Source organism: Nocardioides rotundus, from assembly GCF_019931675.1.
Classification (GTDB): domain Bacteria; phylum Actinomycetota; class Actinomycetes; order Propionibacteriales; family Nocardioidaceae; genus Nocardioides; species Nocardioides rotundus.
In genome coordinates this window covers 2,897,749-2,916,568 of the sequence record NZ_CP082922.1, presented here as the reverse complement: position 1 = coordinate 2,916,568, position 18,820 = coordinate 2,897,749, and the positions used below count along the sequence as shown (strand labels likewise).

The 18,820-nt window shown below is 71.6% G+C and carries 16 protein-coding genes; 11 read left to right on the top strand and 5 right to left on the bottom strand.

Going from position 1 to position 18,820, the window contains the following annotated elements; genetic code table 11:
• The 6 genes from K8W59_RS14300 to K8W59_RS14275 all read left to right on the top strand — a co-directional run bounded on the left by K8W59_RS14300 (position 1) and on the right by K8W59_RS14275 (position 7,534).
• Positions 1–1,062 (top strand): ABC transporter permease, encoded by a 1,062-nt coding sequence (locus K8W59_RS14300; RefSeq protein WP_223394982.1) that lies wholly within the window; start codon positions 1–3, stop codon positions 1,060–1,062.
• Positions 1,059–1,970, top strand: a complete 912-nt coding sequence (locus K8W59_RS14295) for an ATP-binding cassette domain-containing protein (RefSeq protein WP_223394980.1) — start codon at positions 1,059–1,061, stop codon at positions 1,968–1,970. Before K8W59_RS14300 ends, K8W59_RS14295 begins: the two co-directional genes overlap by 4 nt.
• The gene (locus tag K8W59_RS14290; RefSeq protein WP_223394978.1) at positions 1,970–3,013 is read left to right on the top strand and encodes a Gfo/Idh/MocA family protein; all 1,044 of its coding nucleotides are present in this window, start codon (positions 1,970–1,972) and stop codon (positions 3,011–3,013) included. The genes K8W59_RS14295 and K8W59_RS14290 overlap by 1 nt, the downstream gene beginning before the upstream one ends.
• Positions 3,010–3,897 (top strand): sugar phosphate isomerase/epimerase family protein, encoded by an 888-nt coding sequence (locus tag K8W59_RS14285; RefSeq protein WP_223394977.1) that lies wholly within the window; start codon positions 3,010–3,012, stop codon positions 3,895–3,897. The genes K8W59_RS14290 and K8W59_RS14285 overlap by 4 nt, the downstream gene beginning before the upstream one ends.
• A gap of 49 nt (positions 3,898–3,946) precedes the next feature.
• Positions 3,947–5,449, top strand: coding sequence for a CoA-acylating methylmalonate-semialdehyde dehydrogenase (locus K8W59_RS14280; protein ID WP_223394975.1), 1,503 nt, complete (start codon positions 3,947–3,949; stop codon positions 5,447–5,449).
• An 84-nt stretch (positions 5,450–5,533) separates the two neighbouring features.
• Positions 5,534–7,534: an ATP-dependent helicase gene (locus K8W59_RS14275; protein WP_223394973.1), complete on the top strand. Its 2,001-nt coding sequence runs from the start codon at positions 5,534–5,536 to the stop codon at positions 7,532–7,534.
• 72 nt (positions 7,535–7,606) lie between these two features.
• On the opposite strand, the gene K8W59_RS14270 is transcribed toward K8W59_RS14275, so the two are convergent.
• The 3 genes from K8W59_RS14270 to K8W59_RS14260 are packed head-to-tail and all read right to left on the bottom strand — an operon-like array spanning position 7,607 to position 10,812.
• Positions 7,607–8,620, bottom strand: coding sequence for a Gfo/Idh/MocA family protein (locus K8W59_RS14270; protein WP_223394971.1), 1,014 nt, complete (start codon positions 8,618–8,620; stop codon positions 7,607–7,609).
• Positions 8,617–9,603 carry a sugar phosphate isomerase/epimerase family protein gene (locus K8W59_RS14265; RefSeq protein WP_223394969.1) on the bottom strand — a complete coding sequence of 329 codons (987 nt, stop codon included), beginning with the start codon at positions 9,601–9,603 and terminating at the stop codon, positions 8,617–8,619. Before K8W59_RS14265 ends, K8W59_RS14270 begins: the two co-directional genes overlap by 4 nt.
• Before the next feature lie 27 nt (positions 9,604–9,630).
• Positions 9,631–10,812 carry a Gfo/Idh/MocA family protein gene (locus K8W59_RS14260; protein ID WP_223394967.1) on the bottom strand — a complete coding sequence of 394 codons (1,182 nt, stop codon included), beginning with the start codon at positions 10,810–10,812 and terminating at the stop codon, positions 9,631–9,633.
• Between the two features lie 131 nt (positions 10,813–10,943).
• Between K8W59_RS14260 and K8W59_RS14255 the strand changes: the two genes are divergently transcribed.
• Positions 10,944–11,921 carry a LacI family DNA-binding transcriptional regulator gene (locus K8W59_RS14255; protein ID WP_223394965.1) on the top strand — a complete coding sequence of 326 codons (978 nt, stop codon included), beginning with the start codon at positions 10,944–10,946 and terminating at the stop codon, positions 11,919–11,921.
• Positions 11,922–11,930: 9 nt separating this feature from the next.
• On the opposite strand, the gene K8W59_RS14250 is transcribed toward K8W59_RS14255, so the two are convergent.
• Positions 11,931–12,686 carry a sulfite exporter TauE/SafE family protein gene (locus K8W59_RS14250; protein ID WP_223394963.1) on the bottom strand — a complete coding sequence of 252 codons (756 nt, stop codon included), beginning with the start codon at positions 12,684–12,686 and terminating at the stop codon, positions 11,931–11,933.
• 101 nt (positions 12,687–12,787) lie between these two features.
• On the opposite strand from K8W59_RS14250, the gene K8W59_RS14245 reads away from it, so the two are divergent.
• The 4 genes from K8W59_RS14245 to K8W59_RS14230 all read left to right on the top strand — a co-directional run bounded on the left by K8W59_RS14245 (position 12,788) and on the right by K8W59_RS14230 (position 16,176).
• A complete protein-coding gene (locus tag K8W59_RS14245; protein WP_223394961.1) occupies positions 12,788–13,453 on the top strand; it encodes an ATP-dependent Clp protease proteolytic subunit in 666 nt (221 codons plus the stop codon).
• Positions 13,450–14,058 carry an ATP-dependent Clp protease proteolytic subunit gene (locus K8W59_RS14240; RefSeq protein ID WP_223394960.1) on the top strand — a complete coding sequence of 203 codons (609 nt, stop codon included), beginning with the start codon at positions 13,450–13,452 and terminating at the stop codon, positions 14,056–14,058. Before K8W59_RS14245 ends, K8W59_RS14240 begins: the two co-directional genes overlap by 4 nt.
• Before the next feature lie 126 nt (positions 14,059–14,184).
• Complete coding sequence (clpX, locus tag K8W59_RS14235; protein ID WP_223394958.1) at positions 14,185–15,462, top strand: ATP-dependent Clp protease ATP-binding subunit ClpX; 1,278 nt, start codon at positions 14,185–14,187, stop codon at positions 15,460–15,462.
• A 120-nt stretch (positions 15,463–15,582) separates the two neighbouring features.
• The gene (locus tag K8W59_RS14230; RefSeq protein WP_223394956.1) at positions 15,583–16,176 is read left to right on the top strand and encodes a hypothetical protein; all 594 of its coding nucleotides are present in this window, start codon (positions 15,583–15,585) and stop codon (positions 16,174–16,176) included.
• Between the two features lie 3 nt (positions 16,177–16,179).
• On the opposite strand, the gene valS is transcribed toward K8W59_RS14230, so the two are convergent.
• Positions 16,180–18,789 (bottom strand): valine--tRNA ligase, encoded by a 2,610-nt coding sequence (gene valS / locus K8W59_RS14225; RefSeq protein WP_223394954.1) that lies wholly within the window; start codon positions 18,787–18,789, stop codon positions 16,180–16,182.
• Positions 18,790–18,820 lie beyond the last annotated feature (31 nt).

Genomic DNA, 18,820 nt, shown 5'->3' with positions numbered 1-18,820 from the left:
ATGAGCACCGCAACCGCAACGCCCGAGGTGGCCGACGACCGGGTCCGCTCCCGGTCGCTGACGACCACGTTGCTGGGGATGCCCGGCGTGGGCGCCCTGATCGGCGCGATCGCCGTGGCGATCATCTTCAGCACCGTGGCGCCCAAGTTCCGCCAGATCGGCAACATCGACACGATCCTCTACCAGTCCTCGACCCTGGGGATCATGGCGATCTTCGTGGCCATGCTGATGATCGGCGGGGAGTTCGACCTGTCGACCGGCGTCGCGGTCACCGCGTCGTCGCTGACCGCCGCCCACGCCACGTGGTACCTCGGGCTCAACGTGTGGGTCGGGGTGCTGCTCGCCCTGGTCTTCTCGCTGGCGGTGGGCGCCTTCAACGGCTGGCTGCTGCATCTGACCGGGTTGCCGAGCTTCCTGGTCACCCTGGGCACCTACTTCGTGCTCACCGGGATCAACCTGGCGGTGACGCGCCTGGTCACCGGCGGGGTGTCCTCGAAGAGCATCTCCGACATGGACGGCTACAGCAGCGCGGCCGCGGTCTTCGCGTCCCCCGTCGTCATCAATCTGTGGTTCAACGACACGTCCTTGAGTCTCAACGTCTCGGTGTTCTACTGGATCGTGCTGACCATCCTGCTCTCCTGGGTGCTGCTGCGCACCCGTGCGGGGAACTGGATCTTCGCCTCCGGCGGAGACCCGGCGGCGGCGCGCGCGGTCGGCGTACCCGTCGTGCGGACCAAGACGCTGCTCTTCATGGGCACCGGCTTCGCCGCCTGGGTGGTCGGGATGCACAACCTGTTCCAGTACAGCACCGTGCAGTCGGGGCAGGGCGTCGGCTACGAGTTCATCTACATCATCGCCGCGGTCATCGGCGGCTGCCTGCTCACCGGCGGCTACGGCTCGGTGGTGGGCGCGGCGCTCGGTGCGCTCATCTACGCGATGACCAACCTGGGCATCACCTACGCCGGCTGGGACGTGGACTGGCTCAAGACGTTCCTCGGCGTGATGCTCATCGGCGCCGTGCTGGTCAACATGTGGGTTAAGAAGAGGGCGGAGGCGCTATGACCGCGACACTGGAGGAGACCACGACCGAGCCCACTCGGCGCGAGCCGCTAGTCGTGATGGACGACGTCGGCAAGTCCTACGGCAACGTCAACGCGCTGCGCGGCGTCTCGCTGGAGGTCTTCCCGGGCGAGGTCACCTGCGTGCTGGGCGACAACGGCGCGGGGAAGTCCACGCTGATCAAGATCATGGCGGGGCTGCACGAGCACACCGAGGGCGACTTCATCGTCAACGGGATCAAGCGGCAGCTCGCCTCGCCGCGGGCCGCGCAGGCGCTCGGGATCGCCACCGTCTACCAGGACCTGGCGCTCGCGCCGCTGATGTCGGTCTGGCGGAACTTCTTCCTCGGCAACGAGCTGCGCAAGGGGCTCTCGCTGGACCGCAACCGGATGCGGGAGATCGCCGATGAGGAGCTGCGGAAGATGGGCGTCCAGATCGGCGATCTGGACCGGCCGGTCGGCGGTCTCTCGGGCGGTCAGCGGCAGTGCATCGCGATCGCCCGGGCGATCTACTTCGGCGCCAAGGTGATCATCCTGGACGAGCCGACCGCCGCGCTCGGCGTCCGGCAGTCCGGGGTGGTGCTGAAGTACATCGCCGCGGCGCGCGATGCCGGGCTCGGCGTCGTCTTCATCACCCACAACCCGCACCACGCCTATCTGGTGGGCAACCACTTCGTGATCCTCAAGCTGGGTCACGTGGTGCTCGACGCCCACCGCGACGAGCTGACCTTGGACCAGCTCACCGCGGAGATGGCCGGTGGCCAGGAGCTCGACGAGCTCAAGCACGAGCTGCGCGGGGCCGACGTACCCCACGTCAGCGACGAGCCGGGGCACATCCAGGCCCCGGTGACCGATCCCGAAGCCGACCTCTCCGCCGAGGATGAGGCGGCACAGAACAGTGAGGAGCGTTGATGGGACAGCCGCTGCGAGTCGGGGTGATCGGCGTCGGCATGATGGGCGCCGACCACGCCGACCGGCTGGTCAGGAGGATCGCGGGAGCCGACCTGGTCGCGGTGAGCGACCCGGACGTCCCGCGGGCGACCGAGCTCGTCGAGGGCCTGCGGGCCGACGGGGCCGCGGACGTGCGGGTGATCGAGGACCCGCTCGAGCTGATCGCGGACGAGGGCGTGGATGCGGTGCTGATCGCCTCGCCCGGCTTCGTGCACCCCGAGCAGCTGATGGCCTGCATCGAGCACGGGAAGTACGCGCTGTGCGAGAAGCCGCTGACGATGGACGCCGAGAGCTCGTGGGAGGTCGTGCAGGCCGAGCACCGCGCGGGCCGGCCGATGATCCAGGTCGGCTTCATGCGTCGCTTCGACCCGGAGTACGCCCAGATGAAGGAGCTGCTCGACTCCGGCCGGCTCGGGCGCACGCTGCTGCTGCACCAGACGCACCGCAACAAGTCGGTGCCGAACCCGGAGTTCCGCTCGGAGATGATCGTGCGGGACTCGATGGTGCACGAGGTGGACGTGGCGCGCTTCCTGCTCGGGGAGGAGATCACCCGGATCCAGGTGCTCAGCCCCGCGCCCACGTCCGCGGCCTTCGAGGGGGTCGCCGATCCCCAGGTCTCGGTGTTCACCATGGCCGGCGGCTCGGTGGTCACCAACGAGGTGTTCGTGAACTGCCAGACCGGCTACGAGGTGCGCTGCGAGGCCGTCGCCGAGCGGGGTACGGCGATCGCCGGCCGGCCGTGGGCGGGGCTCTACACCACCGTCGCCCCGGACGTGGCCGAGGACCTCGGCCAGTGGGGCGGCTCGGTGGACCCGGACTTCCGCGTCCGGTTCGAGCGCGCCTACGACCTGGAGGTCCAGGCGTGGGTGGACGCGAGCCGGCGGGGCGAGGTCGTCGGCCCGACGGCCTACGACGGGTACGCCTCCACGGTGGTCTGCGAGGCCGGCATGGCGTCGTTGGCCTCCGGCGAGCCGGTCGAGGTGAAGCTGGAGGCGCGCCCGTGAAGATCGCGCTGGACCCGCACATGTTCCGCAACACCACCACGCTGACGACCCTGCCGGGGGTCGTGGCCGACCTCGGCTACGAGTGGATCGAGCTGAGCCCCCGGGAGGACTTCACCCCGTTCTTCACCCATCCGCGGGTGAACGACGCGGCGGTGCGGGACTTCCGGCGGGAGCTGGACGCGGCGGGGGTCGGGGTGTCCTCGATCCTGCCGCTCTACCGCTGGTCCGGTCCCGACGAGGACGAGCGGCAGGCCGCCGTACGGTATTGGAAGCGGGCGATCCAGCTCGCCTCCCTGCTCGGCGTGGACACGATGAACTCCGAGTTCAACGGCAACCCGCGCCAGCCGGACGTCTGCGAGGCGATGTTCTGGCGGTCCATGGAGGAGCTGCTGCCGGAGTTCGAGAAGGAGGGGATCCGGCTGGTGCTCGAGCCCCATCCCGACTACTGGGAGGAGGACGGCAAGCGCGCGGTCGACCTGATCCGGGGGATCAACAGCGACAACGTGTCGTTCCTGTACTGCACGCCGCACACCTTCCACCAGGGCAACGACGTGGACGGGATCCTGGACAAGGCGGGGCCGCTGACCACGATGTGCCACCTGGCCGACGCGTTCGACCACACGGCGAGCTCGGGGCTGCGCTACATCGTGAACCCGCCGGGGGCGGAGGTGACCGTGCACCAGCACCTGGACATGGGGCAGGGCGAGGTGGACTTCGACGCCTTCTTCGCCGCGCTCGAGCGCAACGGCTTCGACGGCATCCTGACCGCGTGCGTCTTCGCCTGGGAGGACCGAGCCGAGGAGTCCAGCCGCTTCATGCTCGAGCAGATCCGGGGCCACCTGGACCGCTGGGAGACGACGCCCACGTTGGCATCGCCGCGGTGACTTGTTAGAATGTTAGAACAAAGTCGGACGAGTTGAGGGACAACCACCCATGAGCAACCCCACGCGCATCACCCACCTGATCGCCGGCTCTCCCTGGGAGGGCACGGCCGAGCGCACCAGCGAGGTCTTCAACCCGGCGACCGGAGAGGTCACCGGCGTGCTCGACCTGGCGTCCGCCGACCTGGTCGACGAGGTCGTGACCGGGGCGAAGCAGGCTTGGCAGGACAGCTGGGGGTCGCTCTCGCTGGCCAAGCGCACCCAGGTGCTCTTCAAGTTCCGCGAGCTGCTGCACCGGGACCGCGAGCGGATCGCGGCGCTCATCACCGCCGAGCACGGCAAGGTGCTCAGCGACGCGCTCGGCGAGGTGATGCGGGGTCTGGAGGTCGCCGAGTTCGCCTGCGGCATCCCGCAGCTGATCAAGGGCGGCTACACCGAGAACGCGTCGACCAACGTCGACGTCTACTCCATGCGGCAGAGCCTCGGCGTGGTCGCGGTGATCTCGCCGTTCAACTTCCCGGCGATGGTGCCGCTGTGGTTTGTGCCCGTCGCCATCGCCTGCGGCAACGCGGTCGTGATCAAGCCGAGCGAGAAGGACCCGTCGGCGACCATCGCCGTCGCCGAGCTGTGGACCGAGGCCGGCCTGCCCGACGGCGTGATGAACGTGGTGAACGGCGACAAGGAGGCGGTCGACGCGCTGCTGGGGCACCCCGACATCAAGGCGGTCTCCTTCGTCGGCTCCACCCCGATCGCGAAGTACGTGTACGAGACCGCCACCGCCAACGGCAAGCGGGTCCAGGCGCTCGGCGGGGCGAAGAACCACATGCTCGTCCTGCCCGACGCCGACCTCGACCTGGCCGCCGACGCCGCGATCAACGCGGGCTTCGGCTCCGCCGGCGAGCGGTGCATGGCGATCTCCGCCCTGGTCGCCGTCGACTCGATCGCCGACGAGCTGGTGGAGAAGATCAAGGACCGGATGGGCAAGCTGCGCACCGGCGACGGCACCCGTGGCTCGGACATGGGGCCCCTGGTCACCGGCGCGCACCGCGACAAGGTGACCTCCTACCTCGACTCCGGCGTGGCCGACGGCGCCTCCCTCGTGGTCGACGGCCGGGAGGGGACCTACGACGCCGACGGCGACGGCTTCTTCCTCGCCCCGACCCTCTTCGACCAGGTGCGGCCCGGGATGAGCGTCTACGACGACGAGATCTTCGGCCCGGTGCTCTCGGTGGTGCGGGTGCGGACCTACGACGAGGGGCTGGAGCTGATCAACGCCAACCCCTACGGCAACGGCACCGCGATCTTCACCAACGACGGCGGAGCCGCGCGGAGGTTCCAGGACGAGGTCGAGGTCGGGATGGTCGGCATCAACGTGCCCATCCCGGTGCCGGTCTCCTACTACTCCTTCGGCGGGTGGAAGAACAGCCTGTTCGGCGACACCCACGCGCACGGCACCGAGGGAGTGCACTTCTACACCCGCGGCAAGGTGGTGACCTCGCGCTGGCTCGACCCGAGCCACGGCGGGCTCAACCTCGGCTTCCCGCAGAACGACTGACACCGACCCTCACTGCCTCACTCCGCCGGTCGGCTGCCCGCGCGTCGCCGCAGCGGCAGCGCTCGATGACCTACCATCGAACGCATGAGCGAATGCGAGTGGCTGGCGGACCTGGACGAGGCGCAGCGCAGTGCCGTCGAACACGGCGCCGAGCCGCTCGTCATCGCCGCCGGCGCCGGCACCGGCAAGACCCGCGTGCTGACCGCGCGGGTCGCCCGGCTGCTCGAGTCCGGCGTGCCGCCGGAGCGGGTCCTGCTGCTCACCTTCACCCGCCGCGCCGCGGCAGCGATGACGGAGCGGGCCGCCGCCCAGTGCGGTGACCCTGGGGCGGCCGCGCGGGTGTGGAGCGGCACGTTCCATGCCGTGGCCCACCGCGTCGTCGCCGAGCACACCCACCACCTCGGGCTCGAGGACTTCAGCGTGCTCGACACCGACGACGTCGTCGACCTGCTCGACCTGATGCGCGCCGAGCACGGCCTGACCGGCACCGAGCAGCGGCTGCCCACCACCATGACCATGGCGGACATCGGCTCGCGCGCGATCAACACCGGCGTGCCCACGCGCGAGGTGATGGCCGAGCAGTTCCCCTGGGCGCTCGACCACGCCGAGGAGATCAACGCCCTGCTGCGGGCCTATGCCGCCCGCAAGCGCGAGCGCGGCCTGCTCGACTTCGACGACCTGCTGCTCTACTTCCGCGCGCTGCTGGCCGACCCCCAGGTGGGGGAGCGGCTGCGGGCCCGGTGGGACTGGGTGCTGGTCGACGAGTACCAGGACGTCAACTCCATCCAGGTCGACATCGTGCGCGGGCTGCGCCCCGAGGGCATCGGCCTGACCGTGGTCGGCGACGACGCCCAGGCGATCTACGGCTTCCGCGGCGCCGACGCCGGCCACCTCCTCGACCTGGCGCGGACGCTCTCGGCGACCGTGGTGCGGCTGGAGCGCAACTTCCGGTCCACCCAGGAGATCCTCGACCTGGCCAACCTCGTCCGCCCGGGCGACATGGAGCTGACGCTGGTCGCCGACCGCGACGTGGACCGCGGGCGGCCCCGGCTCCATCACTGCGAGAACGCCGACGACGAGGCGCGCGCCGTGGCCGACACGGTGCTCGCCGCCCAGGCCGAGGGCGTGCTCCTGCGCGAGCAGGGGGTGCTCATGCGCACCGGCGTGCACTCGGCGCAGCTGGAGATCGAGCTGCGGGTGCGCGACATCCCGTTCGTGAAGTACGGCGGGATCGGCTACCTCGAGACCGCGCACGTCCGCGACCTGCTCGCCGCCTTCCGGGTCGCGACGAACACCTCCGACGAGGTGGCGTGGTACCGCCTGCTCACCCGGCACCGCTCGATCGGCAAGGCGACGTCCCGGACGCTCGCGCCGCTGCTCGCCGGCGGGGTCACCGACGCGCTCGAGGAGGTCGTCGCCGCCGCGCCGAAGAACGCGCGCGGCCGGCTGGAGGCGACGCTCACCGCGCTCGCCGCGGCCGAGAGCGCCGACCGGGTCGCGGACGTGGTCGAGGCCTGTCACGAGGCGGTCCGGCCGCTGATCCGGCAGCACTACGCCGACTGGTCGCGCCGCGTGGTCGACGTGGACCGGCTGGCCGAGGCCGCCGCGCGTCAGCCCAGCCTGCGCTCGTTCGTCGCCGAGCAGACGATCGATCCGGCGTCCGTGGCCGCCGACTGGGCGAAGTCGCCGTACCTCGACGAGGACTATCTGGTGCTGAGCACGATCCACTCCGCCAAGGGGCTGGAGTGGGACGTCGTCCACCTGCTGCGCGCCTGCGACGGGGCCATCCCCTCCGACATGGCGCTGACCAGCGAGGCCGGGCTGGCCGAGGAGCAGCGGCTGTTCTACGTCGCGCTCACCCGGGCCCGGGACCACCTCGACGTCTACGTTCCGAGCCGGCTGCCGACCCACCCCACGAGCCTCAACGCCCGGCACGTGCTGACCAAGCCGAGCCGCTTCCTCACCCCCGAGGCGGTGGCGCTCATGGACACCCGCGACGCGACGGTCCCGTCCTCGGCCCCGGCAGAGACGAAGGGCTCCGGGCGCCGCGTGCAGGTCGACACGATGGACCACCTCTTCGCCTAGCCCCGCAGCCGGGGAGCGAAATGCAGGAATCCGTCCCGGGAAACCTGCATTCCGCTCCCCGGCGTGCTGCCCTCAGGGGGTCAGTGCGGGGCGCGGCGCGAGGCCCGCGGCGGCGTACACCGCGTCGATCAGCTCGGCCTGCGGGACGCTGTCGGAGACGTCGTACGGCGGCTCCTGCTCACCGCGCACCGCGGCGGCGAACGCCTCCAGCTGGTAGGTGTAGCTCGACCGCGACCCCAGCCGCTCGACCCGCTCGGTGCCGTCGGCGGAGCGCACGGTCAGGCTGTCGTCCTCGTGCGGCCGCGGGAAGTCCGGGACATGCAGCGTCCCCGCGGACCCGGTGACCGTGAGGTGGAAGTCCCACACGCCGCCGGAGTCCATGTCCGCCCCCGCCACCGCCGGGGTGCCGTCGGGGAAGGCCAGCTCGGCGGTGAGACGCCCGTCCACGCCGGGCCCGCCGACCCGCTCCTCGGCCGTGGCCGAGCGGACGGTGGGCTCGCCGCCGAAGTGCCTCAGCCCGAGCCGCCGCAGGGCGTGCAGGGCGTAGCAGCCGAGATCCATCACCGCGCCGCCGGCCAGCTCCAACGACCAGCGCGGGTCGTCCGGGCCGGGGTCGGGCATCCGCAGCACCGCCTCGACCCGCTGCACCCGCCCGAGCTCGCCGCTGCCGACGATCTCGTCGATCCGGGCGAACAACGGGTGGAACGGGTAGTGGAAGGCCTCCAGCAGCACCACGCCCGCCGCCCGGGCCGCGTCGGCGACCCGGCGGGCCTCCTCGGCGTTCGCGGCGAAGGGCTTCTCGGCCAGGACGTGCTTGCCCGCTGCGACCGCGCGCTCGTTCCACGGGCCGTGCAGGGCGTTGGCGAGCGGGTTGTAGACCGCCTCGACGTCCGCGTCGGCCAGCAGGTCGTCGTACGTCGCATGCACGCGCTCCACGCCGTGCTCGGCGGCGAAGCCCCGCGCCCGCCGCGGGTCGCGCGCGGCGACGGCGACCAGCCGGTGGCCGGTGGCTGCGGCGGGCGCGACGATCGACAGGCCGGCGATCCGGGCGGCGCCGAGGACGCCGATGCGCAGCGGCTCGCTCACAGGGCGCGCTCCGCCTCGATCAGCGTCTGCGCCGCGAAGCGCAGGCCCTCGAGCTGGTCGAGCTCGGCGTCCTCGTGCTCGATGTTCACCGGCATGTCCGGGTCGACGGCGGCCAGGGCCCGCAGGAACTCGGTCCAGTAGGCCACGTCGTGGCCGCGCCCGACCGCGACGAAGTCCCACGAGGAGTCGGTCGGCCACCCGCTGAGCGAGGCGCCGCCGCCCATCGCGAGGTATCCCGGCTCGCCCTCGGCGACCCGGGTGAAGCGGTCGTCGAGCACGCCGTTGATCCTCGCCGCCTCGTTGATCCGGGTGTCCTTCGCGGCGGCGTTGAACACCAGCTCCCCGAGGTCGCCCACCGCCAGGACCGGGTCGATGCCCTGCCAGAACAGGTGGCTGGGGTCCATCTCCGCGCCGACGTGGGTGGAGCCGATCTCCTCGGCCAGCCGGTGCATGGTCGAGGGGTTGAAGACGATGTTGCCGGGGTGCATCTCGATCGCGACCTTGACGTCCAGGTCGGCCGCCTTGGCCTGCACCTCGCGCCAGAACGGTACGGCGACCTCCCACTGGTGGTCGCGCACGTCCAGGAACGGACTCCACCAGGGCAGCGGGTTCCACGCCGGGTTGGTCGAGCCCGCGTCGGCGCCGGGCGTGCCGGACATGGTGACCACCCGCTTCACGCCCAGCAGCGCGGCGAGCTCCAGGCTGTCCAGCAGGTCCTGTCGGTGCGGGAACGCGGGGTCGGGGTGCAGCGGGTTGCCGTTGCAGTTGAGCGCGGTGAGGGTGAGCCCGCGGGAGGAGAACTCCTCCAGGTAGCCCTGGCGGGCGTCCTCGCTGGCGCGGATGTCTTCCACCGGCAGGTGGACCGGCGGGAGGAAGCCGCCGGAGTTGATCTCCGCGCTGGTCAGGCCCAGCCCGGCGATCACGTCGAGCGCGTCGCCCAGCGGCTGGTCGAACAGGCAGGCGTCGTAGGCGCCGAGGTACATGGGAGCTCCTTGGGTGGGTGGTGCCGGTCAGCGGGCGACGTCGACCACGGCGCCGCCCTGCTCGGCGGAGCGGCGGACCGCGTCGATGATGGTCAGGTCGCGGACGCCGTCGGCGAATCCGGCGACCGGGGGCAGGCCCTCGATCCCCGCGACCTGCTCGAGGAACGCGCGGGCCTGGAAGCCGAAGAGGTCGCCGACGCCGAAGGAGACGCCGGGGAAGTCCATCGGGACGCCGCCCTTGAGGTAGGGCAGCGACGGGCCGACCAGCACCTGGTTGTAGCCGTCCAGCCCGTCGCCACGCGGGTCACGCAGCACGGAGAGCTCGGCGGGCCGGTCCATGTCCCACTTCGCCGCGCCGTTCTCGGCCAGCAGGTCGAAGGCCATCGAGTTGGCGTGGCCCGGCGCGATCCGGGACACCGAGAAGGTGCCGACGGCGCCGGAGGCGAAGTGCGCGGTGAAGGTGGCGACGTCGTCGTTCTCCACCGGCTCGATGACGTCGCTCAGCTCGGCCTTCGCGTGGCCGTACGTCGTCCCGATGGGCACGGCCCGCTCGGTGACCTTCGTGGTGAACGCGGCGCCGCCGACCCGGGTCATCGGGCCGCAGACGAACTCGGCCAGGTCGATCAGGTGGCTGCCGATGTCGGCCAGCGCGCCGGTGCCCTGCCCGCCCTTGTAGCGCCACGCCATCGGCGTCTCGGGGCTGCGGGCGTAGTCGCACCAGTAGCGGCCGTTGAAGTGCGACACCTCGCCCAGCTCGCCCGCGACCAGGTCGCGGATCGCGGCCACCGCGGGCTGGCGGCGGTAGACGAATCCGGTGCCGGCGACCAGGCCGGGGTGGGAGGCCGCGGCGGCGACCATCGCCTCGGCGTCCTCCAGGCTCGCGGCCAGCGGCTTCTCACAGAGCACGTGCTTGCCGGCGGCCAGGAGCGCCTCGACCATCTCCCGGTGGAGGTGGTTGGCCACCACGACGCTGACCACCGAGACGTCATCGTCCTCGAGCAGCTCGCGCCAGTCGGTGCCCGGGCGCTCGTAGCCGTAGCGCCCGGCGGCGTCGGCCGCGACGTCCGCGTCGGCGTCGACGACCGCGCGGTAGCGGATCGGCGGCAGGGGAGGGTCGAAGAGCGTCGGGGCGGCTCGGTAGCCGGCGCAGTGGGCGCGGCCGGCCATGCCGGCTCCGACGACCGCGACCCCGATGTCGGTGGCGCTCATCTGGTTCTCCTCCCGGGGGCTCGTGAGCCGGTGGTGTATAAAACGCTTTAAGAATGCTGATGAGGCGGACTTGGTGTCAAGGGTTTGTGAAGACATTTGTTTGTACGTCGACGACGCTGAGGAGGAGAGCCATGACCCGCGCCCGACTGCAGGACGTCGCGGACCGGGCGGGCGTCTCGACCGCCACGGTGTCGCTGGTGCTCCGGGGGCGGCCGGGGCCGAGCGAGCCGACCCGGCAGCGCGTCCGGGCGGCGGCTGAGGAGCTGGGCTACCGGGCCGACCGCGCCGCGAGCCTGCTCGCCCGACGACGCTCCCGGCTGGTCGGCGTCGTCCTCGACGTCACCTCGCCCTACCACGGCGAGCTCGCCGCCGGGCTGGACGAGGAGGCCGCCGAGCGTGGCCTGGAGCTGGTGCTGGTGACGACCACGGCCCGCCGCTCGGAGGCGGAGGCCCTGGAGACGGTCCGGGACTCGCGCTGCGAGGCCGTGGTGCTTCTCGGCCCGTGCCTGCCCGCGGAGCGGCTCGCCGAGCTGGACGCGGCCTGCCCCGTCGTGGCCCTCGGTCGGGACCTGGGCGCCGCCGGGGACAGCGTCCTGGTCGACGACCGGGCATTGATGGAGCTCGCGGTCGCCCACCTGGCCGAGCGGGGGCACCGCCGGCTGGCGCACGTCGACGGCGGCCGGGGGCAGATCTCCGCGGCGCGGAGGCGGGCGTTCCGGGCCGCCGTTCGCGCCCGTCCCTCCCTCGGGGGCGAGGTGCTCGCCGGTGGCACGACGGAGGAGGCCGGGATGGCGGCCGGGGCCGAGCTCTCCGCGCGGTCGGCGGCCGAGCGACCCACCGCGGTCGTGGCGTTCAACGACCGCGCCGCGCTGGGGATCCGCGAGGCGGCGCTGCGGGCCGGCGTCGCCGTACCCGAGGACCTGGCGCTGGTCGGCATCGACGACAGCCCGCTGGCGCGGCTGGCCACCGTCTCCCTCACCTCGGTCGGCCAGGACCCCGCGGGTCAGGCCGCCGTCGCCCTCGGCCTGGTCGAGCAGCGGCTGGCCGGGGCGCCGTCGACGGGCGCGCGCCGGCTCGAGCCCCGCCTCCGGGTGCGCGGCACGACCTGATGGGCGGCGTCACAGCAGCAGGGGTACGGCGGCCAGCGTGGACGCCGCCAGCACCGCGACCTCGAACTGCCGGTCGCTGATCCGGCGGACGATCCGGGTGCCGAGCCAGGCGCCCAGCAGCACCCCCGGCCACAGCACGGCGGCCGTGGCGAGCACGACGGTGGTGAACAGCCCCAGCGCGAGGGAGAACGGCACCTTGGCGAGGTTGAGCAGGAGGAAGAACCACGAGGTGACGCCGAGGAAGCGCAGCTTCCCCACCCCCAGGGCGAGGAGGTAGAGCGTCATCACCGGGCCGCCGGCGTTGGCGACCATCGTGGTGAACCCGATCGCCGTGCCGGTCGCCCAGGTGGCGACCGGCCGGGCCGCCGTACCCTCGGTGCGGCTGCCGCGACGCCACAGCAGCACCTGGAGCACCGCCAGCAGGAGCAGGAGGGTGCCGATCAGCCGGCGCAGCACCTGGTCCTCGACCGTGGCGAGCAGGAGCGTGCCGAGCAGCACGCCGGGGACCACGGCGGGAAGCAGCCGGCGCAGCAGGGTCACGTCGGCGTGCTGGCGGTAGTGGCGCACGGCGTAGACGTCGCCCACCAGCAGCAGGAGGAGCACGGCGGCGGTGGACTCGCGCGCGGGGAGGACCGCGGCGAAGGCCGCCACCGAGATGCTGGCCAGGCCGCCGACGGCCGTCTTGGCCAGGCCGATGAGCACGGCCGCGACCGCCAGCACCGCGAGCTCGCCCGCCGCGGGGAGGGCGTCGAGCAGCGGGTCCACGCGGCACAGCGTGACACGCCGAACCGCGGGCACGTGCGCTGTGGGCGAACAGGGCGGGATGGGGCGTGGCTCTGTCCGTGCTTCGGGCTAGGGTCGCGAACGTGAACCCGAACCACACCTCGAGCACCGCCGACGAGCGGGCGCCGCAGTCCAACGGCGGCGGCGTCCCGACGTACGGCCTTGACGACCACATCTACCAGCGGCTGCTGCGTGAGCGCATCGTGTTCCTGGGCAGCGAGGTTCGCGACCAGAACGCGAACGCGATCGCCGCCCAGCTGCTGCTGCTGTCCGCGGAGGACCCCGAGGCGGACATCTTCCTGCACATCAACAGCCCCGGCGGCTCGGTGGACGCGGGCATGGCGATCTACGACACCATGAACTACATCCCCAACGACGTCGCCACGGTCGGCATGGGCCTGGCCGCCTCGATGGGCCAGTTCCTGCTGTGCGCCGGCACCCACGGCAAGCGCTACGCGCTGCCGCACTCGCGGATCATGATGCACCAGCCCTCCTCGGGCATGGGCGGGTCGGCCTCCGACATCAAGATCCAGGCGCAGCAGTCCCTGCACATCAAGAAGGTGCTGCTCGAGCTCATCTCCCAGCACACCGGCCAGAGCCTGGAGCAGGTGACCACCGACGCCGACCGCGACCGCTGGTTCACCGCCGCCGAGGCCCAGGAGTACGGCTTCATCGACAAGGTCATCACCAACGCCCGCGAGGCCGCGGACGAGGGACGGCCGGCCCACCAGAAGGGGAGTGACGCGTGAACTACTACATCCCGCAGTGGGAGGAGCGCACCTCCTACGGCTTCCGCCGCATCGACCCCTACGCCAAGCTGTTCGAGGACCGGATCATCTTCCTCGGCACGCCGATCTCCGACGACGTCGCCAACGCCGTCATGGCCCAGCTGCTCGTGCTGGAGCAGATGAACCCCGACACCGACGTGCAGATCTACATCAACAGCCCCGGTGGCTCGTTCACCGCGCTGACCGCGATCTACGACACGATGCGGTTCATCAAGCCCGACATCCAGACCGTCTGCCTGGGCCAGGCCGCCTCCGCGGCCGCGATCCTGCTGGCGGCGGGCACCCCGGGCAAGCGCCTGGCGCTGCCGAACAGCCGGATCCTGATCCACCAGCCCTACACCGAGGGCACGTTCGGCCAGACCTCCGACATCGAGATCCAGGCCAACGAGATCCTGCGGATGCGCGAGCTGCTGGAGAAGATGATCTCCGACTCCTCCGGCAAGGACATCGAGCAGGTCAGTCAGGACATCGAGCGCGACAAGATCCTCACCGCCGAGCAGGCCGTGGAGTACGGCCTGGTCGACGCCGTGCTGGAATCGCGCGAGGCCGCGCTCAAGCTCGGCTGAGGCGTCAGGTGAACCGACCGCCGACCCCGTGTCCGGCCCCCGCCCGGGGCCGGGACGGGGTACGGTCGGCCATCTGGGTCTCCCACTTCACGACCTGCCAGCCCCACCACCCGGAAGGAACGACCCGTGGCACGAATCGGTGACGGAGGTGACCTGCTCAAGTGCTCGTTCTGCGGGAAGAGCCAGAAGCAGGTCAAGAAGCTCATCGCGGGACCGGGTGTCTACATCTGCGATGAGTGCATCGACCTGTGCAACGAGATCATCGAGGAGGAGCTGGCCGAGGGCTCGGAGGTCGAGTTCGCCGAGCTGCCGAAGCCCAAGGAGATCTTCGAGTTCCTCAACTCCTACGTGATCGGCCAGGAGACGGCGAAGAAGTCGCTCTCCGTCGCGGTCTACAACCACTACAAGCGGGTGCAGGCCGGGCTGCAGCCGCTCAGCGGCAAGCACTCCCGCGAGGAGCAGGTCGAGGTCGCCAAGTCCAACATCCTGGTCATCGGCCCGACCGGCTGCGGCAAGACCTACCTCGCCCAGACGCTCGCGCGGATGCTCAACGTGCCGTTCGCGATCGCCGACGCCACCGCGTTGACCGAGGCGGGCTACGTCGGCGAGGACGTCGAGAACATCCTGCTCAAGCTGATCCAGGCCGCCGACTACGACGTCAAGAAGGCCGAGACCGGCATCATCTACATCGACGAGATCGACAAGGTGGCCCGCAAGGCGGAGAACCCCTCGATCACCCGTGACGTCTCCGGCGAGGGCGTGCAGCAGGCGCTGCTGAAGATCCTCGAGGGCACCACCGCCTCGGTGCCGCCGCAGGGCGGGCGCAAGCACCCGCACCAGGAGTTCATCCAGATCGACACCACGAACATCCTGTTCATCGTCGGCGGCGCCTTCGCCGGGCTGGAGCAGATCATCGAGCAGCGGGTCGGCAAGAAGAGCCTCGGCTTCACCGCGGAGGTGCGCGGCCAGGCCGAGCGCGAGGCCGACGACCTGCTCCAGCAGGTCCGGCCCGAGGACCTGACGAAGTTCGGGCTGATCCCCGAGTTCATCGGCCGGCTCCCGCTGATCGCGGCCGTGAGCAAGCTGGACCAGGAGGCGCTGGTCGAGATCCTCACCGTGCCCCGTAACGCCCTGGTCAAGCAGTACCAGAAGCTCTTCGAGCTCGACGGCGTCGAGCTGGAGTTCGCCGAGGACGCCGTCCAGGCGATCGCGGACCAGGCGCTCGAGCGCGGCACCGGCGCCCGCGGGCTGCGCGCGATCATCGAGGAGGTCCTCCTGCACGTGATGTACGACGTGCCCTCGCGCGAGGACGTCGCCAAGGTGATCCTCACCCGCGAGGTGGTCGAGGACGGCGTGGCGCCGACGATGGTCCCGCGCGAGACCAAGAAGAAGAAGTCCGCCTGAGACTCGTCTCCGCGAGTTTCCCGATTCCGCTGACGGGGTCGGTCCCCCACGGGAGAATGAGGCCTCCCACTCCCGTCCGGGGGTGGACGGACAGGTGAAACGCACAGGAGGCCCTCACCGGTGAGCGCTGAGCACAAGCGGCCGTTGGCGGCCTTCATCCTGCTGGCGATGATCGGCGTGCTCGTGATGGGCTACCAGGTCCGAGCGCACGGCTTCGAGGGGCTGGTGCCGGGCTGGCACCGGGTCGTGGTGGCGGCCGAGCCCGTCGGCGAGCTCGCCGAGCGCGCCGTACCTCAGCCGGCCGCCGAGGAGACGCCGGCTCCGGCGCGTAGGGAGCACACGGAGCGCACGTCCGCTGCTGCGCACGCGGTGGTCGCTCGTCCGGCCGTCGTGCGGCCGCGGGTGCAGGCGGCCCGCCCCGCCGTCGCCAGGGCCGAGCGCGCGAGGACTCCCGAACGGCGAACCGCCGCCGCGGCGCCGGCGCACCGGGCGACGCCCGCGCAGGCCGCGGCCCGGGGGCAGGTCACGCCGCCCGGTCAGGCCGCGAGCGAGCGTGGGGACGTGCGCGGCAGGTCCGGCCAGGCTGCGGCGGCGGGCCGGGAGCACCGCCAGGCCCGTGGCCAGCACGGCAAGGCCCGTGGCCAGCAGCACGGCAAGGCCCGAGGGAAGGGCCACCACCGGACGGTGACGGCGCGGGGCCGCGGCCACCAGTGAGGCTCACGCCTCGGGCGCGACCTCCGCGTCCACGGCCAGCTCCGCGGCGGCGTCGTCGGCGGTGAGCACCAGGTCGCCGACGATCGAGCCGACCGCGCGCAGGTCGCCCTCGGCGAGGCGCACGGCCTCGACCTGGGCCGCCGGGCCGGTGATCTCCACCCGGGAGAGCGGGGTGCGCATCTTGACCTTCGCCTGGGACTTCGCGCCCCGGATGCCGGTCAGCGCGGCGGCCACCGCGTCCAGGACGGCGGCGTCCGCGGTGGCGGACGCGCCCAGCTCGCCGGTCGTGGGCCACGAGGCCCGGTGCACCGAGCCGTCCTGCCACCACGACCAGACCTCCTCGGTCACATAGGGCAGGAACGGCGCGAGCAGTCGCAGCTGGACGCTCAGCGCGATCGCCAGCGCGGCGCGGGCCGAGGCGGTGCGCTCGCCGCCCTCGGCGTCGTAGGCCCGCTCCTTGACCAGCTCGAGGTAGTCGTCGCAGAACTCCCAGAAGAACTTCTCGGTGACCTCCAGCGCGCTGGTGTAGTCGTAGCGGTCGAAGGCCGCCGTGGCCTGCTCGACCACCTGGCCCAGCCGCGCCAGCATCGCGCGGTCGACCGGCTCGGTGACCGCGGCGGGGTCCAGCGCGGTCGCGCCGACGTTGCCCAGCACGAAGCGGGAGGCGTTGAGCACCTTCATCGCCAGCCGGCGACCGACCTTCATCTGGGTCTCGTCGAAGGGGGAGTCCATGCCCGGCCGGGCCATCGCCGCGCGCCAGCGGACCGCGTCGGTGCCGAAGCGCTCGAGGATCTCGTCGGGGACGACCACGTTGCCCTTGGACTTCGACATCTTCTTCCGGTCCGGGTCCAGGATCCAGCCCGAGAGCATGGCGTGCGACCACGGCACCTCGTGGTGCTCGAAGTGCGCGCGGACGACCCGGGAGAACAGCCAGGTCCGGATGATGTCGTGCGCCTGGGTGCACAGGTCCATCGGGAAGACCCGCTCGAACAGGTCGGGGTCGGTCTCCCAGCCGCCGGCGATCTGCGGGGTGAGGGAGGAGGTGGCCCAGGTGTCCATCACGTCGGGGTCGCCGATGAAGCCGCCGGGCTTCCCGCGCTGGTCGGCGGTGTAGCCGGCCGGGGCGTCGGTGGACGGGTCGATGGGGAGGTCGGCCTCCCGCGGCAGCAGTGGGTGGTCGTAGTCCGGCTCGCCGTGCTCGTCGAGGGGGTACCAGACCGGGAACGGGATGCCGAAGTAGCGCTGGCGCGAGATCAGCCAGTCGCCGTTGAGGCCGCTCACCCAGTTCTCGTAGCGGCTGCGCATGTGGGCGGGCACCCAGGTGATCTGGTTCCCGTCCTCGACGAGCTCGCGGCGCAGGTCGACGTCGCGGCCGCCGTTGGTGATGTACCACTGCCGGGTGGCGACGATCTCCAGCGGCTTGTCGCCGTTCTCGTAGAAGTTGGTCATCCGCTTGGTCGGCGTGGGCTCACCCACCAGGTCGCCGCTCCCACGGAGCAGGTCGACCATCGCGGCGCGCGCGGAGAAGGCGGTCTTGCCGGCGAGCTCGGAGTACGCCGCCGCAGCCGGCTCGGCGGACAGCCAGGCCGGGGTCTCGCGGGTGAGCCGGCCGTCGCGGCCGATCACCGTGTGCACGGGCAGGTCCAGCTCGCGCCACCACATGACGTCGGTGAGGTCGCCGAAGGTGCAGCACATGACCAGGCCGGAGCCCTTGTCCGGCTCGGCCGCCGCGTGCGCGAGCACCGGGATCTCCACACCGAAGACCGGCGAGGTGACCGTGGTGCCGAACAGGCCGGCGTACCGCTCGTCGTCAGGGTGAGCGATCAGCGCGACCACGCTGGGGATCAGCTCGGGGCGGGTCGTCTCGATGTCGACGGTCTCGCCGTCGGGCCGGTGGAAGTGCACCCGGTGGTAGTGGCCGTCGTACTCCTGCGCCTTCAGCTCGGCCTGCGCGACCGCGGTCTGGAAGGTGACGTCCCACAGGGTCGGCGCCTCGGAGAGGTAGGCCTCGCCCCGGGCGAAGTTGCGCAGGAACGCCCGCTGGCTGGCCTCCTGGGCCTTCTTGCCGATCGTCGTGTAGTGCTGGCTCCAGTCCACCGACAGGCCCAGGGTGCGCCACAGCGACTCGAAGACCTGCTCGTCCTTCTCCACCAGCTGCTCGCACAGCTCGATGAAGTTGGGCCGGCTGACCGGGATCTGCCGCTTCGGGTCCGGCTTCTCCGGGGGAGTGAAGTCCGGGTCGTAGGGCAGCGACGGGTCGCACCGCACGCCGAAGTAGTTCTGCACCCGGCGCTCGGTCGGCAGGCCGTTGTCGTCCCAGCCCATCGGGTAGAAGACGCTCTTGCCGCGCATCCGCTGGTAGCGCGCGATCAGGTCGGTGTGGGTGTAGGAGAAGACGTGCCCCACGTGCAGGGAGCCGCTCACCGTCGGCGGCGGGGTGTCGATGGAGAAGACGCTCTCCCGCGGCTGGGTGCGATCGAAGGCGTAGGTGTCGTCCGCGGCCCAGCGGGCCGACCACTTCTCCTCCAGCCCCTCCAGCGCCGGGCGCTCGGGTACGACGACGCCGCGCGGGTCGGCGGTCGTCGGCTCGGGCTGCGGTGAGGTGGTCGTCATGGTGGTCGAGTCTAGGAGCGGGGCGCCGGGC

What these genes read in the sequence shown, in the direction of transcription:
- K8W59_RS14295 (WP_223394980.1), top strand. Translation starts at nt 1,059, where the DNA reads ATGACCGCGACACTGGAGGAGACCACGACCGAGCCCACTCGGCGCGAG.
- K8W59_RS14290 (WP_223394978.1), top strand. Translation starts at nt 1,970, where the DNA reads ATGGGACAGCCGCTGCGAGTCGGGGTGATCGGCGTCGGCATGATGGGC.
- K8W59_RS14275 (WP_223394973.1), top strand. Translation starts at nt 5,534, where the DNA reads ATGAGCGAATGCGAGTGGCTGGCGGACCTGGACGAGGCGCAGCGCAGT.
- K8W59_RS14265 (WP_223394969.1), bottom strand. Translation starts at nt 9,603, where the DNA reads ATGTACCTCGGCGCCTACGACGCCTGCCTGTTCGACCAGCCGCTGGGC.
- K8W59_RS14260 (WP_223394967.1), bottom strand. Translation starts at nt 10,812, where the DNA reads ATGAGCGCCACCGACATCGGGGTCGCGGTCGTCGGAGCCGGCATGGCC.
- K8W59_RS14280 (WP_223394975.1), top strand. Translation starts at nt 3,947, where the DNA reads ATGAGCAACCCCACGCGCATCACCCACCTGATCGCCGGCTCTCCCTGG.
- K8W59_RS14255 (WP_223394965.1), top strand. Translation starts at nt 10,944, where the DNA reads ATGACCCGCGCCCGACTGCAGGACGTCGCGGACCGGGCGGGCGTCTCG.
- valS (WP_223394954.1), bottom strand. Translation starts at nt 18,789, where the DNA reads ATGACGACCACCTCACCGCAGCCCGAGCCGACGACCGCCGACCCGCGC.
- K8W59_RS14300 (WP_223394982.1), top strand. Translation starts at nt 1, where the DNA reads ATGAGCACCGCAACCGCAACGCCCGAGGTGGCCGACGACCGGGTCCGC.